Source organism: Pedobacter sp. WC2423 (genome assembly GCF_040822065.1).
Classification (GTDB): domain Bacteria; phylum Bacteroidota; class Bacteroidia; order Sphingobacteriales; family Sphingobacteriaceae; genus Pedobacter.
Genome location: NZ_CP162005.1, coordinates 4,976,154 through 4,993,687 on the forward strand (window position 1 = coordinate 4,976,154; position 17,534 = coordinate 4,993,687).

Consider the following 17,534-nt stretch of genomic DNA (forward strand, 5'->3'; position numbering starts at 1 on the left):
CATTCAACATACAATATTTATCTAAATGAAGATTGCAATTTACGGCAGAGAGTTCAATAACAGCGTTTTGCCTTTCGTGCAGGAAGTTTTCAATGCCCTGCAACATTACGGGATTGAAACCATTGTTCATAAGGAGTATAATGAGTTTATTGAAGACAAAGTAAAGCTTCCTGCCCACATTGAGACCTTTTCCAATCATCTGGAGCTTCGTGATCATGCCGAAATCCTGATTAGTCTGGGTGGGGATGGAACGCTGCTTGATACCCTTGCTTTAATCAGGGATTCTGGAATTCCTGTGATCGGGATCAACTTCGGAAGGTTGGGGTTTTTAGCGAGTATCAATAAAAATGAGATCAGAAATGCCATTGAAGCTCTGGTCAATAAGCAATATTCACTGGACAAACGGACATTGCTGAATGTAGAGTCCAAGCATCATCTTTTTGGTGATGAGAACTTCGCACTGAATGATATCACTATTCACAGACGTGACAATACAGCGATGATGATTATCCATGCTTATATGAATGATGAGTTTATCAATTCATACTGGGCAGACGGATTAATTATTGCCACGCCTACTGGTTCTACAGCTTATTCTTTGAGCTGCGGAGGCCCGATTATATTTCCAAGTGCACAGAATTTCGTTATTACGCCAATTGCGCCGCATAACCTGAACGTAAGACCTGTCATTATTCCTGATGATGTTACTTTAAGGTTTGAGGTAGAAGCTCGCAGTACTAAATTCCTGGTATCCTGCGATTCCAGGACTGCTACTGTAGATCGCTCTGTGAAAATAACCATAAATAAAGCCGCATTTGATGTGAATCTTATTCGTTTGAATAATGAAAGTTATCTTACTACCTTGAGGAACAAATTACTTTGGGGAATTGATACCCGTAATTATTAGCATGAAGAGTTTAAAAAAGATCATATTTTCTGTTGCGCTGAGCTGTACTTTCTCTGTTGCTGCGCTGGCGCAGACAACGGAATTAGGCGTGAATGCCGGTGCTGCCGGATATATAGGGGATATTAATCCGACAAATCTTTTTAAACCAGCTGGTGTCGCTTTTGGTGCTTATATCAAACGTAATTTTAATCCTTACTGGGCTGTGGGTATCCATTATAATTATGGGAAAATTAAAGGTAATGACGCAAATTCTGACGATCTGAGCCTGAAAACCCGTAATCTTAATTTTTCTACTTCACTGAATGAGCTGAGTTTACAGGTAGATTTTAATTTTCTGGATTACTTTTCCGGTGGTGGAAGGAAGAATTTTTCGCCCTATGTATTCGCTGGAGTCGGGGGAGTATTGTTCAACCCTAAAGCTACTTATAATGGGGAAACCTTCGAGTTAAGATATTACGAAACTGAAGGTAAAAAGTATAGAAGCTATGCCATGAGTATTCCTTATGGAATAGGGATGAAGTATAGAATAGGGGAGCGTTTAGGGCTGTTTACACAGTTGGGTTACCGGACTGCAAAAACAGATTACCTGGATGATGTGGGTGAAAGATATCCGGCGATACCAGTAATTAGTGGTTCAAGTAATAAAAACCCCGGCGGTGTTAATCTTTCCGATCCTTCTGTGCCTCGTTATCCGAATGATCCTGACCGTCCAAATTTTACTCCAGGTGGTCAGCGTGGTAATTTTGTTAAAAATGATACTTACTTTTTTGTACATATAGGCCTTTCTTATACGTTTACTTCTGATAAGTGTTATAGTTTTTAGCCTCTTTTATTGACCTCTCCTATCTTAAAATCAGCTTATCCTGCTAAGTTTATGGTAGAAATAAACAAAATATCTTATAACTTTGAAGCTTTCTAACCTGCCATTCTTCAGTATGTTAGACATTTTAGCCATATTTGCACAAATAAATGGGATTTAAAGAACAAATCGATACCAGCCGCTTACCGGAACACATCGCTATTATTATGGATGGGAATGGAAGATGGGCTAAAAATCAAGGTAAATTCAGGTCTTTCGGTCACGAAAGCGGCGTAATATCTGTAAAAGATATTGTAGAGGGGTGTGCGGATATTGGTGTAAAATACCTGACGATCTATGCTTTTTCTACGGAGAACTGGAACAGGCCTATAGATGAAGTCAATGCTTTGATGGAATTGCTGATTGCTACAATCAACAATGAAACAGATACCCTGAACAAAAATAACATCAGGCTGAATGCCATTGGTGATATCGCCTCTTTGCCTCAGCAGTGTATTGATGATTTAAAAAGTGCAATGGAAAAGACTGCTGGAAATACCACTTGTACTTTGACTCTTGCTTTGAGTTACAGTGCGAAATGGGAGATTCTGGAGGCTGCAAAAAAACTTGCATTGTTAGTACAGGATGGTAAAATTAAGGTGGATGAGATTGATGAGGCACAGTTTTCTTCTCAATTAACTACTGTAAATATGCCAGATCCTGAATTAATGATCCGTACCAGTGGTGAGCATCGGGTAAGTAATTTTCTGCTCTGGCAGATGGCTTACAGCGAACTGTATTTTACGGAAACTTTATGGCCTGACTTCAGAAGAGAAGACCTTTTTGAAGCTATTGTAGACTACCAAAAGCGCGAACGTCGCTTCGGTAAAATTAGTGAACAGTTGAACTAATTTTACTTTTAACACTTTTTAACATGTGTTTAAATTAACTTAGCAACGTTTTTTAGAATGTAAATGAAAAGAATATACCAACTCATATTATTGCTATTGATCGGCTCACCGGCAATGGCACAAATTGCCCGTCCAAAATCTAATCCTAATGCCCCCAGCTTAAAAGTCAGCGGTACGGATATGGATTATTTTCAGCCTAAAGAATATACGATAGGGGGAACTACTTTAAGTGGCGCCAAGTTTATTGATAAGGAAGTTATTATTACACTTTCCAAATTAATTAAAGGTGAAAAAATATTACTTCCAGGGGAGGCAACCTCCAACGCAATTAAAACACTATGGGCACAGGGATTGTTTGATGATATTGAACTTGATATCACTAAGATGGTTCTGGATACCGTTTATTTCGATATTAAAGTAGTTGAAAGACCGCGTTTAAGTTCTTTTGAGCTGAACGGTCTGAGCAAATCTCAGAAAACGGATATTACCGAGAAATTGAATTCCAAATCAGGAAAGACGATTATCAACGAAAATACTTACAACAGTACAACGGGAATCATCAATAAATACCTGGCTGAAAAAGGTTATTTTTTTACGAAAGTAGACTATAAAACCAAGCCTGATCCGAACATGGAGAATGGGGTGGTTTTGCAGGTTTTTGTAGATAAAGGAAACAAGGTTAAAGTTCATGAGATCAATTTTACCGGTAACAAGGACTTCAAGGCTTCTACTTTACGCAAGTATTTGAAGAAGACCAAGCAACAGGCTTTCTATAAAGTATTCGGCTCTGGTAAATTCAGTAAGGAGAAATATAAAGAGGATAAAGAAAAGCTGATTGCTAAAATGCAGGAAAAAGGTTACCGTGATGCGGTGATCATCAAGGATACCACTTACCTGTACAATAAAAAATCTGTTGGTGTTAAGATCGATTTATACGAAGGTCCGAAATATTATGTTGGAAATATTACCTGGTCGGGAAATGCAAAATATGCAACCAAAGATCTTAATAAAGTATTGGGTATTGAGAAAGGTGAAGTTTTCAGTGAAGAGAAGTTAAATACTAAACTTCACGGTAATGGTGCAGAGAGTGATGACGTATCGAGCATTTATCTGAATGATGGTTACCTGACTTTCAATGTGGAGCCTGTTCAGACAAAAATATATAATGATACTGTTGATTTGGAAGTAAGGATTTATGAAGGCCCTCAGTATACCAACAACAGGATTACTGTAAAAGGAAATACGATTACAAATGACAGGGTAGTTTTACGTGAGGTACGTACAAGACCAGGTGATAAGTTCTCTAAAGATTTACTGGTACGTACAGTACGTGACCTTGGTCAGCTGGGTAACTTTGATGAGTCTAAAACGGTACCTACTCCAAAACCAAATCCTTCGGATGGTACGGTTGATATTGAATACGCTGTAGAAGAGAAACCTTCTGATCAGGTAGAATTATCTGGTGGTTTCGGTGGTGGCCGTATCATTGGTACGATTGGTTTAACTTTCAATAACTTCTCTTTAAGAAATATATTAAATCCAAAAGCTTACAAGCCTCTTCCAAAAGGTGATGGCCAGAAGCTGAGTCTTCGTGGTCAGACAAATGGTAAATACTACCAGTCTTACAGTTTCTCTTTCTCTGAGCCATGGTTAGGTGGAAAGAAGCCAGTCAGTTTCGGTTTAAGTGCATTTACGTCACTTTCTTCGAATGGTGTTGATGTTGGGCAGACTGCACAGCGTATCCGCTTAAACGGTGTAACTGTAAGTTTAGGAAGAAGACTGAAATGGCCTGATAACTATTTCCAGATTTCACATGCGATCAATATGCAGCAGTATATCCTGAATAACTATCCTGGTTATTTGTTCAGCACGGGAACGTCTTATAACCTGAACTTAACACAGGAGATTAGCAGGGATTCAAGAAATTCACCAATCTTCCCTACTGAAGGTTCTTATTTCAAATTTACTATACAGGCAACTCCTCCTTATTCGTTATTGAACAAAACTAACTATGCAACTGCATCAGATAAGCAACGCTATAAATTTACCGAATACCACAAATGGAAATTTGAGGGTCAGTGGTTCCAGAGGGTAATTGGTAAAATGGTTCTTAAAGGGCAGGCTCAGTTTGGTTTCTTAGGTTCTTATAACAATGCGGTTGGCCAGTCTCCATTTGAGAGATTTAAGCTGGGTGGTGATGGTATGCAGGGATTTGATTTCCTTCAGGGATCTGAGATCATTACCATGCGTGGTTATGCGAATAGTGCAGTAACTCCTGCAACTGCAACAACCAGCGGACAGATTCAGACTGCAACAAATTCAGGAAGTCCGATCTATACTAAATATGTTATGGAATTAAGATATCCTGTTATTGCAAGTCAGCAGGCAACTGCGTATCTTGTGGGCTTTGCTGAGGGTGGTAATACCTGGAACAAGTTTTCAGATTATAATCCTTTTAATGTGAGAAGGTCTGCGGGTATTGGAGCCAGAATATTTTTACCGATATTTGGTATGCTGGGTATTGATTACGGATTTCCGTTTGATAACATTCCTGGTCAGGCTAATGGTGGTAAACAGAACTTCACTTTTAGTATTGCTCAGCAATTGGGTGGATTTAATTAATAGAGAAATGAGAAAAATTATTTTAATCGGGGTTTTAGTTTTCGCAGGTTTTGGTGCTTTTGCACAGAAGTTCGCTTATGTTGATACAGAATATATCCTTAAGAACCTACCTGAGTATAAGTCTTCACAGAACCAGCTGAATGTATTGTCTCAGCAGTGGCAAAAAGAGGTTGATGCCAACTTTACGGCGATTGACAAAATGTACAAGGCTTATCAGGCAGACCAGGTGTTACTGACTGATGACATGCGTAAGCGAAGAGAGAATGATATTATTGAGAAGGAAAAGGCTGCTAAGGAGTTTCAGCGCCAGAAGTTCGGCCCTGAGGGAGAGCTTTTCCAGACCAGGGCAAAGTTGCTTAAGCCTATTCAGGATAAAGTAACTGGTGTGATTGCTGATTTAGCCAAAACAAAGTTCCTTGATTTTATCTTTGATAAGAGTAGTGAAGCGACAATGATGATTTACGCAAGCAGCAATTATGACCTGAGTAATGACGTTATTATCAGGTTGGGTTATAAACCAAACACCGTAAAGTAAAAACACACCTAAATAAATTTTAAAAAACAATTATTAAGAACAATAGAAATGAGAAAGTTAATTAACGTATTTTTTGTGGCAGCTGGCCTTATGTTTACTGCTAATGTTGCTAGTGCTCAACAAAAAATTGCACATCTGGATTCTGAGGCTATTTTTGCTGTTATGCCAGAAGCAAAAACTGCATCAGCGACTTTAGAGACTCTTCAAAAACAAAAACAAGCTGAGATCGAAAAAATGAGAAGTGAGTACACTGTAAAGTATGAAGCAGCAGTTGCTAAAAACAAAACTTTGAGTGAGGCTAACAAAGAAACAGTTGGTAAAGAATTACAAGCTATGGGTGTTGAATTACAGGATATGGAAAAACGTATCGGTGAAGCAAGCCAAAAAGCTCAACAAGATATTGCTACTAAACAAGGTGAGTTATTAGCTCCTTTAAATGCTAAATTCCAAACTGCTGTTAAAGCTGTAGCCAGAGAAAAAGGTTTAGCTTATGTATTTGATAGTTCTGCACAGAATGGTGCAAACAATTTATTAGCCTGGGAAGGTGGTGACGATGTTACTGCTTTAGTTAAAGCTAAATTGGGTATCTCTGCTTCAGCAGTTGCTGCTCCTAAAAAATAGTATTTAAAAAATATTTAAATTGCGGCACCGGGTATTTCCCCGGTGCCGTTTTTTTTTGTCATGATAAATAAGAAGTCTATTGGTGTTTTTGATTCGGGTTATGGTGGCTTGACTGTGTTTGAGTCCATCGCGAAATCATTGCCTGATTATAATTATATCTATTTCGGTGATAATGCAAGAGCTCCTTATGGGGACCATTCTTTTGAGACGATTTATCAGTATACGCTGGAATGTGTGGAGTGGTTATTTGCGCAGGGTTGCCCGCTGGTGATTCTGGCTTGTAATACGGCTTCGGCAAAGGCGTTGCGTACGATTCAGCAAAAGGTATTACCGGTGAAGTATCCGGGGTATCGTGTATTGGGGGTTATCCGGCCTACGGCAGAGGTCATTGGTAATTATACGGATTCAAATACGATCGGGGTAATGGGAACAAGGGGAACGGTTAATTCTGATTCTTATCCGATAGAGATCCATCATCAGTTTCCTTCATTAAATGTAGTTCAGCAGAGTTGCCCGATGTGGGTTCCGCTGATTGAGAATAATGAGCATGGGGGCGCTGGAGCGGATTATTTTGTGAAGGAATATATTGATGAATTGTTGACAAAGGCGGGGGATATTGACGCGATATTACTGGCTTGTACGCATTATCCGTTGTTAGTGCCTAAGATAAGAGCTTATTTGCCGGATGGGATAAGATTGGTTGCTCAGGGAGATATTGTTGCTGAGAGCCTGGTTGATTACTTAAACAGGCATCCTGAGATAGAGCGGGTGTTGACGAAGGAGGGATCTATGAGGTTTTATACAACGGGGGATAGTAAGGTGTTTGATCAGTGTGCTTCGATATTTTTTTCAAGAGAGGTGGTTTCAGAGAAAGTATAAAGGGGGAGGGGATTCTCGGGAAAAACAAAAAACAGACCACCCTATTCCAGCCGACGTTCATGAAGAATGAACAATGTCTGGAATAGGGTGGTCTGTTTTTTGTTTTTATCCTCCAAGGTTTGGTAGGGTTGGGAAGGTTTATAACTGGATGGCTTGGTTAGTTGGATAGTTTGATTGGATGATTAGTGGTTTGGATAACTGGGTTAGCTTATTCCTTTTGTTGAGAGAATCGCTTCCGGCTGTTTGACCATCATATAGTGAACCTGTTCTGAGGATTCTTGCTTAGAATTTAAACTTTAATTTGGTACCGCAAAATCGTTGATTCATTATTAACTGGCAGGATGAAATTATAACTATACTAATTTCCCTCTCTTTACGCTTACTATTAATAACATAAATGGTTGATCATATACAAGTAAAAATAAATACGACTGATGGCAAATGAAAACGAAAAAACGGTGGATAGACAATTTTGTCCGGTGTGTAAACAGGCGGTAGCGTTAGTCTCTTTACGATATCCGGATTATGTATGTAATGCATGTATTTCATCAGCAACTGATAAGCAGGGAAGGGCTGTCGTATTTTATAATTCAGATGTGTTCGGGCATGGGTGCGCCGGGCAATACAGGGATAATGGAGAAGGGTATCCTTCAAATGTTTGTTATATAAAGGGGGTAGAATGTGAGGCAAATGAGGCCTATATGGGAGGGATTGTAGTTACTCCCGGAATCAAAAAACCGATAGTCTTTCCTGGCTCATAATTGCTATCAGTTTCATCTCGAGTTTATCAATAGTTGTATCGATGGGAATATCAATAATTGTCTTATTAAGGAGTACCAATAATTTTCCCATTACACTAAACTCCAGATGAAATCGATGGAATTAATATTTAATAGCCTTGTATATATTTGTAAATTAGGATCGTTGCAGCAATAACTCCCCAGATGATACCCCAATATTGTAGTGGAATAAAATAAAGATCGTGGACAGATTTTTTGTTTAATCTCAACCCGGTTATAAAAACCAGAGGAGCTGAACATAAAAGACAGTAAAGGAAAAGTTCAAGTCCTGCATTTCCATTCTTGCCAAAGAAGAATATACCGATCAGAATAGTAGCAACTGGAATCAGAAGGGCTAGCGGACCCCATCCTTTGTAGATAATCATAGTATTTAATTGTTTAAAATGATTTTATTTTTGAGATTTATTGTTGGATGCAATCTATTATTTTTTGTGATTTATTGTTTGGCAGGATTTATCAGCTTGTCCATTAAAGACACGAAGCTTTTACCACTAAAAATCCCGTTAGTAGCTGTACTGAAAACTATGTTGTTTTCTTTATCATATAAACTGATTTTACTAATCCAATTATTTGCAGCAAAGTGATTCAGCTCTGATATCCTGATTTTTGCAGAATCGATGACCAGGTGATCTCTGGTTACAATAATCTCTTTTGGCTGTACATTCAGGAAAGATTGAGTGCCTGTAGCAAACAGCTTTTTACCTAATGCTGTATCATAGTTGATGTATTGAAAAGTAATGCTCTTATTCGCTTCTAATTCTCTCAAAGCCTTCATCACATAAAAATTCTCATGTTGAGTAGTTATAAAATCAATTGCTTTAAATACTTTAGGATAGCGGGCAGTTATGGTTTCCCAGTCTCCATCTTTTCTGGTTCGGAAGGCAATATTATTAGTTAAGAAAGTACGTCCTGAGCTAAATAAGTAGAGATCATCTAAATCCTCAAAAAGCTGTGTTTTACTTTGTCCGTTTCCTTCAGTTACGATCCCTTTCTCATATAAATAAAAAGTCTTGCCCTTACTCTGTTTGAGTGCCAGTAATAATATAACTAGTCCAAGTCCTATGATAAATGCAATTACCCAGTAAAGTATGCTGATATCTCCTGAGAAATTCATCTTTCCCTCCTTGACTGCGACGATTGCGCCAAAATAAATGAAACCTGAAATAGTCAGGAATAAAATAAATATAAAACTTGCGAAGTAAGTGAAGCCCTTTCCCGGATTATGTTTGCTATTTAAGGCACCTAGCTCTTGTGTCTGATTCATATAAAATATAAGTTATTTATTTCTAGTTAATTGCAGCTTAAGCACTGTTTTTAATATTTCAAAAAATTACTATTCTGCAAATTTTATACCACCATCCAGTAAAATAGTATGCATTAATTTTATTAGACCTAAGGTGATAGCAAGCTTGTTTTGATGAGTTGTAGCTTTTAAAGCTGGATTTAATAATTCATAACAGATCATTTTAGTTTCTTTTTAATTGGTTTTTTTTATTAATTATTTTAGTTTAGTAAACAAATAATTAACACAAATATATGTTATTAGCTTATGATAAGATTTTTATTTACTTTTTAAATTAATTATTTTTCATTCATAATTGAGATTTCTTTTGTTTTTTTAGATTTCAGTTAAAGCCTGTTTTAGTTTAATGTGGCTGTAATCAATTCTCAATGAATGTTTTAATTAATAAGCTTTTTGCTCTGAAAGCGATGAGATTAGGTATGTTAAATTGATTTATAGTGAAATACATCTGTCTTTGAAAACAATTATCTAAAATTTAACAAATACCTATGAAAAAACAAACAAAAATGGCCTGTTTAGTTCTGGCCTTCGCAGCTATTCTCGCTGGTTGTAAAAAACAAAGTAATCTTCAGAATCAGGTTTCTGATCAGAATATTACCAATGAACTGAATCAGTTTAAGAATTTGAATATCCCTCAGACTGCTAAATCCAGTTCTGCACATGCTGCAAAAACGAATGCTGTTTCATCCGCTGTAGCTGGATGTGCACCTGTTTTGCATAGTCAGTCTGCAGAGTTTGACAAATTATCTGTTTTAGATCCTTCTACAGATATTATGTATGTTGGTTCTCTGCTGGATGGACAAAGTATTCAGGAAGGCACTTATAAACCCGTATTTCTACCTTCAGATTATGTCCGCAAACCAGTTACCTATTCAGTATCTATTCAGGGCTCGAACCAGGCCATAAGCAAAACTATCTCTCCGGATCTTGCAAGCTTCAGAAATTCGATGCAGGAAATTATGAGTGCAAACATTGTCGGTCAGCAACCTGCAAATTTCACCTTTGAATTAGAGCAGGCACGTTCTAAAAGAGAAATAGAAATGAAAATAAAAGCCAATTTAAAGTTTAGTACCTTTTTTAGTTCTGTCGGAAATTATGATGAAAGCCAGACAAGAACAAAAAACTATTTTTTGTTAAAAATATATCAGAAATTTTTCTCTGCAGACATCAACATCCCTGCTGATGGTAATTTATTCAATAAACCAGCTGATTATCCGGGTAATATTGCCCCGGTCTATATTTCTACTATTGATTATGGAAGAAGTGCCTATTTGCTTATTGAAAGTTCATATGATTCAGCACGTGTTTACAAATCTCTTGAAGCCTCATTTGGTTTCTGGAAAATTGGCGGTGGTGCAACAGTAACTAAAGAGCAAAAAGAAGTGATGGATAATATGAAGATCAGTGGGACAGTAATTGGCGGGTCTTCTACTGATGCAGTAAAAACGATAGCTGGTATGCAGGCTTTCCATGACTACGTAGTGAACAGTGGTAATATGGGGCCAGATTCAAGAGGTGAGGTTATTGCTTACAAACTTCGTAATGCAAAAGATCATGGTATTTATAAAACACTGATCAACGGGGATTATTATACTTCAGACTGCAATATAGTTGCACTGTACCGATATTTTCAATCATCGAATGCAGATCATTATTATACGACCACACCAAATGAGAATCCGCGGGATTACATTTACGAAGGAGTAGCGGCTTATGTTTATAGTGAGCAGGTTGCGGGTACAGTACCATTATATCGTTATTACAAGGGTGGACGGGACGTAGATCACTATTATACAACTACGCCAAATGAAAACCCAGGGGGATATATGTATGAAGGAATACAAGCTTATGTTTATAAGTACCAGGCCCCGGGTACAGTACCATTATATCGATACTATCAGGGTGGAAAGGATGCAAATCACTACTATACGACCACGCCAAATGAAAACCCAAGGGGTTACCTCTATGAAGGAATAGAAGCTTATGTTTACAGAACAAAACCGCAATTATAATCAGTAAATAAGGCTAATTGTCTGAAAATTATAAAAAACAGAATACAAACTTATTCCTAAAGAAATATGGCAGGCCAGAAGATAACATTCTTCTGGCCTTTTTCAGCAATGATCCAAAGGTGCCAGCAAACAGATGTCCGCAGAATAAACGAAAGACCGTCTCTAAAACGACAATCCTTTCTTATAGCCATTATGTATGTTTTTTACATTTTACCTGTGTGGAATCTGGGAAAAATAAAGTCATGCTAATGTGAAGAGCCTAAATTTTCTTTGCCCTCTTCGGGCCTAAGGAATTTCCAGCTCGAACATAGCATGTCTTTATTTTTCCCAGATCCTTTACATAACCCCTAAAAACATACATTTCGCTGATGAAAGAATGTATTTTTAGCTAGGTTCTGATTTTTATTAAAGGTAAATTTGCGGCTCAAACCACAAACAAATGAGTGACCAGATAAAACACGAGTGCGGAATTGCTTTTATCCGTCTTTTAAAACCTCTCTCATTCTACCAGGAAAAGTATGGTACAGCCCTTTACGGACTGAACAAACTATACCTTTTGATGGAGAAACAACACAACAGAGGGCAGGACGGCGCAGGAATTGCAACAATCAAATTAGATGTAAAACCAGGTCACCGGTACATCAGCCGTTACAGGTCGATGGCACAGAATGCCGTTGCAGATATCTTCGGATATGTACAGGGTAAATTTGCAGACATTCAAAATGAGACACCAGAACTCATGCAGGATGCAGAATGGCTGAAACAAAATGTGAGTTTTATAGGAGAGGTATTGTTAGGACACCTTCGCTACGGAACACACGGTCAGAACAGTATAGAGAACTGTCACCCCTTCCTTCGTCAGAACAACTGGATGACTCGTAACCTCGTTATTGCAGGTAACTTCAACATGACTAACGTTGATGAATTATTAGAGCAATTATACGAACTCGGACAACATCCGAAAGAACAAGCTGATACCGTTACGGTATTGGAAAAAATCGGTCACTTCCTTGACGATGAGAATCAGGAACTTTTTGATACTTATAAAAAAGAAGGACTATCAAACGTAGAGATTACTGCTAAAATCTCTCAAAACCTGAACATTGCGAATATCCTTACCCGTTCAGCTAAAAACTGGGATGGCGGATATGCTATATCAGGAATTGTAGGAAACGGAGACGCATTTATTCTGCGTGACCCATCAGGAATCCGTCCGGCGTACTTTTACCAGGATGATGAAATTGTTGTGGCAGCATCAGAGCGTCCGGCAATTCAAACGGCATTTAACGTAGGCATCAACAGCGTTCAGGAAATTAAACCAGGACATGCGCTGATCGTTAAAAAAGACGGTACAGTAACACAGGAAATCTTCAGAGAACCACAGGAAAAAAGAGCATGTTCATTCGAACGTATCTATTTCTCCCGCGGAAGTGACGCAGATATCTATAAAGAAAGAAAACAATTAGGAAGACTACTGATTGACCAGATCCTGAATGCAGTAAACTCAGATTTGAAAAATACAGTTTTCTCTTTTATTCCAAATACTGCTGAAATCTCATTCTACGGTTTGGTAGAAGGAGTACATAAGCACATCAAGAAAATCCAGAAAGAGACACTTATTGAGCGTAAAGAAAGCCTGACAGACGCTGAACTTGATGAGCTGCTATCTATGGCTCCACGTGTAGAGAAGCTTGCGATCAAAGACGTTAAACTGCGTACTTTCATTACCGCTGATGCTGACCGTAAAGAAATGGTAGCACACGTTTATGATACCACTTATGGTGTGATCAAAAATGATGTAGATACACTGGTTGCAGTAGATGACTCTATCGTAAGAGGAACTACGCTGAAACAAAGTATTATTAAGATTATCGACAGGTTACACCCTAAGAAAATCATTATTGTTTCTTCAGCACCGCAGATCCGTTACCCTGACTGTTACGGAATTGACATGTCGAAATTAGGTCAGTTCGTAGCCTTTGAAGCAGCTATACAGTTGTTAAAAGAACGCGGATTAGAACATATTATTGAAGAAGTATATCAAAAATGTAAAGCTTCCCTATTATTACCAAAAGAAGAAATTGTAAACCATGTAAAAGACATCTACAGACCTTTCAAACAGGAAGAGATCTCTGCACAGATTACAAAAATCATTACCCCTGCCGATACAGTAGCACAAGTAGAAGTAATTTACCAGACACTGGATAATTTACATATTGCTTGTCCTAATCATACAGGTGACTGGTATTTTTCAGGTAACTACCCAACACCAGGTGGAAACAAAGTCGTTAACAAGGCTTTTGTGAACTGGAAAGAAGGAAGTAACCAGAGAGCTTACTAAATAAATATAGTTCATAAAAAACCGGTTCTGTTTCAGTACCGGTTTTTTTGTTCATAAATAATTAATTAAAAGTGATTAGCTAACATATATTGTTGGATCCCATTGATAATATCCATAAAGCTTCTGTGTTTCCCCGTCTTCAGCTAAAGTATAAAGAGCAAATTGAATTATATAAGATTCAGTTCCCTGTTTTTGTACTGTAGAGTTATAAGAATAGAAGGTTATACTTGTTGTTGTAGTATTAAAGCTATTAGAGGAATCTACAACAGGTACTACAGCGTAAGCTCTGGTTACCATATCATAATGGAAGGGGTTGAATACATTGCCTTTAGGGCCCGAGTTTGCGGGAATGATACCATAGATAATTATAGCATCATCTGAATTGTTATAAGCAGATACGCCCCTGAAGGAAATTCTGTCATTAGGTTTGGCGTTAAAAGTAATATCTGCTGTCCCTTGTTTGGTGATGTTATTGGCGCCTGCAGCTACCACATATTCTGAATGATGATCGATGGCATACGGATTGCCTTTGTCCTGGTCCTTAATACCATGGATACTGGCGTAATTTGCTTTTATATAATCGGTATCGATTACAACAAGAATGTCAATAATTTTTCCTGTAGAGTCTGATTCTTCTGGATTCCCTTTTGTTGTCATAGTAAATAGTTATTAAATAATGTAGCCTACTTTGTATGGTTTTCGGCTTTCCCAGTCTTTTGTAGCTGTGCTTCCAAATGACAATGTAAAGGAAGAAAGAATGAGATAGATAATAAAGAGTGTAAATACTGTCTTTCAGGATTAAGTATATTTACGTTTAAAACTATATTTTTCGGGAAAATAAATCTTACAGAGGATTTAGAGCCTGAAGGAGTAGGGTGAAATTAGCTTTTTATGATTAGCTGTAATATTTGATTGCTACTTCGATAAACAACCTGATTGCGAAAATAATGATCACTGCACCCGCAATCCGGTTCAGGATCTTGATGTTTTTTTCCTTGATCCGGTATCTTAATTTGGCAGCGTAATAGGTTTTGATAAAATCGACGAAGAGTTGGGTACACATGGCAACCACGAAGAATACTACTTTTTCTGCCATTTCATAATGCAACTGGCCAGATACAATACCGCCTACCATAATCCAGAACATTAGTGTGGTTGGTGACAGCAGGCACATTAAGAATCCTTTGATGATATATCCGCGCTTGCGCACCTTCACAATTTCAGAAGTCTCATAATTGACCGTGACCTTATTGATCAGGTAATACAGACCAACTCCCAAAAGGAAAAGACCCCCGATGATGCCGATGTATTGATTATAATCTGCATTATAATCCACAAACTGCGAACTGAAGATCGTTAGACTAATAAATATAATGTCACTTAGAATCACTCCGATGGCCAAAGAAAAACCAGCTTTAAAGCCTTTTTCAATGCTGGTTTTGATCATGGAAAAGAAGACCGGGCCCGTTAAAAACGAAAACAAAATACCCGCACCAATCCCCTGTAATATTGCTTCAATCATTCAACTCACATATATTTGGCGCTAATATCTGATTTTAAAGTATAATACCGCCTATTTTTTTTGCTTCATTTATTGTATACACTATACACAATATTTTAATTATGTTTATGGCTTGTATTATCGACACTAAGTATTGATAATATCCTGACTATAATTATTTGGAACAATCATAAGCATGAGATAGTTTCAAACAACCAAAAAAACTTGCATAATCAATGGAAAACCAAAAACAACAAAACTATGGAACGGCGTTGTATTCGATCATCACCGTGTTCTTTTTCTGGGGCTTCGTGGCCGCATCGAATGGCATTTTTATACCTTTCTGTAAGTCGCATTTTAACCTTACACAATTTGAATCTCAACTGATTGACTTTACGTTCTATGGCGGGTATTTTATTGGTTCACTGATTTTATACTTTGCTTCTCAAGCAAGTAAAGTTGATATTCTTAACAAAATAGGCTACAAGAAAGGGATTATCCTTGGTTTGATTGTTTCTGCCGGTGGCGCCCTGTTAATGGTTCCTGCTGTACATTCCGGATCATTCTTCTTCATTTTAATTGCCTTTTTTGTTATTGCAATAGGTTTCTCTTTGCAGCAAACAGCAGCGCAGCCATTTGTAGTAGCCCTGGGTGCACCAGAAAGCGGTACACACCGGTTGAACCTTGCTGGTGGAGTAAATAACTTTGGCGGATTGATGGGGCCTGTTATTGTGAGTCTGGTACTGTTTGGTTCTGCAAGTGATGCAGTAGCTAAAACCGTAGAGATTTCTTCAATTACTACTTTATACTATGCTCTTTCAGGGTTATTCTTATTAGTTGCTGGTTTTTATGCCATGACTAAATTACCGGAAGTAACCAGTAAAGAAACGATGGAAGCCAGTCCAAAATCAAACGGTCCTCTTTTAGTAATTATCGTTGGCTTTTTGATGGTACTTGCGGCTAAGCCATTAGCTGGTTTAACGAATATGTCAGAAGCAAACTTCGTTTACTCGTCGCTGGCTATTATTATCGGAGCATTAATCTTTGTACTGCTTAAAAAGAAAGAGAATGGAAATCAATGGGGTGCCATGCAATATCCTCAGCTGATTATGGGAATGATCGCAATCTTTACTTATGTAGGGGTTGAAGTGACGATTCAAAGTAATTTAGGTGCTTTACTTCACCTGAAAGAGTTTGGTGGTTTCCCGGAGTCTGCGATCAAACCTTATATCGCTTTATATTGGGGAAGTATGATGATTGGCCGGTGGACAGGCGCTGTAAGTGCTTTTGATCTATCGAAGGTTACCAAGAATATATTAACTGTTGTAGTACCTTTTGTAGCTTTTGGCGTGATTCTTTTAGTGAACCACTTCACAGGTACAGATGTAGGTAACTTATATATCTATGGCCTGTGTGTAGCGGTATTGATTGCCGGATTTTTCCTTGGTCAGGAGAAACCAGCTAAAACACTGGCTATTTTTGCCACTTTAGGCGTAATTTGTATGCTGGTTGGTTTAATGACTACGGGCGAGGTGGCAACACTTGCGTTTATCAGTGGTGGTTTGTGCTGTTCAATTATGTGGCCATCAATCTTTGCCTTATCAATTACAGGATTAGGTAAATATACAAGTCAGGGTTCATCATTCCTGATCATGATGATTTTGGGTGGGGCTATTTTACCACCGGTACAGGGACAATTAGCCGATACGCATGGTATCCACGGTTCTTATATTATCCCGTTGTTTGGATTTGTTTACCTGATATTCTTTGCCTGGAAAGTGAGTTCGGTATTGAAAAGACAAGGAATTGATGTAGAACATATCGAAGCAGAAGGAGGTCACTAATTTTATGACAGTTAAACCTGGTTTTAATGATATTTATATGAATCTGGCGGTAGATCTTGCCGCCAGATCTCATTGTGTAAGGGCACAGGTAGGTGCTGTATTGACAAAAGATACCCGCATCATTTCTATCGGGTATAACGGGCCGCCATCGGGTACACATAATTGTGATGAGGAATGGCCGGATACGGGCTGCGAAAAAGATTCCAGAGGGAGTTGTTCGCTGGCCTTGCATGCAGAAGAAAATGCGATTTTATATGCTTCCAGAAACGGATCAAGGATTGAAGGAGCAACCTTATATACAACGCTTTCTCCTTGTATTGCCTGTGCACGATTAATCCTTTCGTCAGGGATAAAAGTTGTTTATTTTAAAGACTCTTATGCAGCTTATAAAGGGCTGACTAGTGATGAGGGTGTGGATTTCTTAAAAAGATTCGGTGTTGAAGTGAATAAATACTAACT

The 17,534-nt window shown here is 38.1% G+C and carries 16 protein-coding genes; 12 read left to right on the forward strand and 4 right to left on the reverse strand.

The features are described 5' to 3' along the window. The first annotated feature begins 25 nt into the window (after window positions 1-25). The 8 genes from AB3G38_RS20820 (at window position 26) to AB3G38_RS20855 (ending at window position 8,035) form a co-directional block, all read left to right on the forward strand. A complete protein-coding gene (locus AB3G38_RS20820; protein WP_367865646.1) occupies window positions 26-907 on the forward strand; it encodes an NAD kinase in 882 nt (293 codons plus the stop codon). A 1-nt stretch (window position 908) separates the two neighbouring features. Next, window positions 909-1,730: a DUF6089 family protein gene (locus AB3G38_RS20825; protein WP_367865647.1), complete on the forward strand. Its 822-nt coding sequence runs from the start codon at window positions 909-911 to the stop codon at window positions 1,728-1,730. A 146-nt stretch (window positions 1,731-1,876) separates the two neighbouring features. After that, window positions 1,877-2,617: an isoprenyl transferase gene (locus AB3G38_RS20830; RefSeq protein WP_068403083.1), complete on the forward strand. Its 741-nt coding sequence runs from the start codon at window positions 1,877-1,879 to the stop codon at window positions 2,615-2,617. A gap of 63 nt (window positions 2,618-2,680) precedes the next feature. Continuing rightward, window positions 2,681-5,239, forward strand: coding sequence for an outer membrane protein assembly factor BamA (gene bamA, locus AB3G38_RS20835; RefSeq protein ID WP_367865648.1), 2,559 nt, complete (start codon window positions 2,681-2,683; stop codon window positions 5,237-5,239). 7 nt (window positions 5,240-5,246) lie between these two features. Next, on the forward strand, window positions 5,247-5,774 hold the full coding sequence (locus tag AB3G38_RS20840) for an OmpH family outer membrane protein (RefSeq protein ID WP_068407637.1): 528 nt from the start codon (window positions 5,247-5,249) through the stop codon (window positions 5,772-5,774). A 48-nt stretch (window positions 5,775-5,822) separates the two neighbouring features. Next, the gene (locus tag AB3G38_RS20845; RefSeq protein WP_068403079.1) at window positions 5,823-6,395 is read left to right on the forward strand and encodes an OmpH family outer membrane protein; all 573 of its coding nucleotides are present in this window, start codon (window positions 5,823-5,825) and stop codon (window positions 6,393-6,395) included. A gap of 60 nt (window positions 6,396-6,455) precedes the next feature. Then, window positions 6,456-7,274 carry a glutamate racemase gene (gene murI / locus AB3G38_RS20850; RefSeq protein WP_367865649.1) on the forward strand — a complete coding sequence of 273 codons (819 nt, stop codon included), beginning with the start codon at window positions 6,456-6,458 and terminating at the stop codon, window positions 7,272-7,274. 434 nt (window positions 7,275-7,708) lie between these two features. Next, entirely contained in the window at window positions 7,709-8,035 is a 327-nt protein-coding gene (locus tag AB3G38_RS20855) for a hypothetical protein (RefSeq protein WP_367865650.1), read from the forward strand. Window positions 8,036-8,163: 128 nt separating this feature from the next. Here the strand turns inward: AB3G38_RS20855 and AB3G38_RS20860 are convergent, their stop codons facing one another. Continuing rightward, window positions 8,164-8,439: a hypothetical protein gene (locus AB3G38_RS20860; RefSeq protein ID WP_367865651.1), complete on the reverse strand. Its 276-nt coding sequence runs from the start codon at window positions 8,437-8,439 to the stop codon at window positions 8,164-8,166. 71 nt (window positions 8,440-8,510) lie between these two features. Further along, on the reverse strand, window positions 8,511-9,338 hold the full coding sequence (locus AB3G38_RS20865) for a hypothetical protein (RefSeq protein WP_367865652.1): 828 nt from the start codon (window positions 9,336-9,338) through the stop codon (window positions 8,511-8,513). A gap of 527 nt (window positions 9,339-9,865) precedes the next feature. Here AB3G38_RS20865 and AB3G38_RS20870 point away from each other — a divergent pair. Continuing rightward, on the forward strand, window positions 9,866-11,389 hold the full coding sequence (locus AB3G38_RS20870) for a thiol-activated cytolysin family protein (RefSeq protein WP_367865653.1): 1,524 nt from the start codon (window positions 9,866-9,868) through the stop codon (window positions 11,387-11,389). Between the two features lie 439 nt (window positions 11,390-11,828). Next, a complete protein-coding gene (locus AB3G38_RS20875; protein WP_367865654.1) occupies window positions 11,829-13,730 on the forward strand; it encodes a class II glutamine amidotransferase in 1,902 nt (633 codons plus the stop codon). Between the two features lie 75 nt (window positions 13,731-13,805). Here AB3G38_RS20875 and AB3G38_RS20880 read toward each other — a convergent pair whose 3' ends face one another. Together AB3G38_RS20880 and AB3G38_RS20885 are read right to left on the reverse strand one after the other, a co-directional pair. Further along, complete coding sequence (locus AB3G38_RS20880; protein ID WP_367865655.1) at window positions 13,806-14,387, reverse strand: inclusion body family protein; 582 nt, start codon at window positions 14,385-14,387, stop codon at window positions 13,806-13,808. A gap of 238 nt (window positions 14,388-14,625) precedes the next feature. Continuing rightward, complete coding sequence (locus AB3G38_RS20885) at window positions 14,626-15,252, reverse strand: LysE family transporter (protein ID WP_354306115.1); 627 nt, start codon at window positions 15,250-15,252, stop codon at window positions 14,626-14,628. A gap of 215 nt (window positions 15,253-15,467) precedes the next feature. Between AB3G38_RS20885 and AB3G38_RS20890 the strand changes: the two genes are divergently transcribed. Continuing rightward, window positions 15,468-17,075 carry an MFS transporter gene (locus AB3G38_RS20890; protein WP_367865656.1) on the forward strand — a complete coding sequence of 536 codons (1,608 nt, stop codon included), beginning with the start codon at window positions 15,468-15,470 and terminating at the stop codon, window positions 17,073-17,075. Window positions 17,076-17,079: 4 nt separating this feature from the next. Next, window positions 17,080-17,532 (forward strand): cytidine/deoxycytidylate deaminase family protein, encoded by a 453-nt coding sequence (locus AB3G38_RS20895; RefSeq protein WP_367865657.1) that lies wholly within the window; start codon window positions 17,080-17,082, stop codon window positions 17,530-17,532. The last annotated feature ends 2 nt before the right edge of the window (window positions 17,533-17,534 follow it).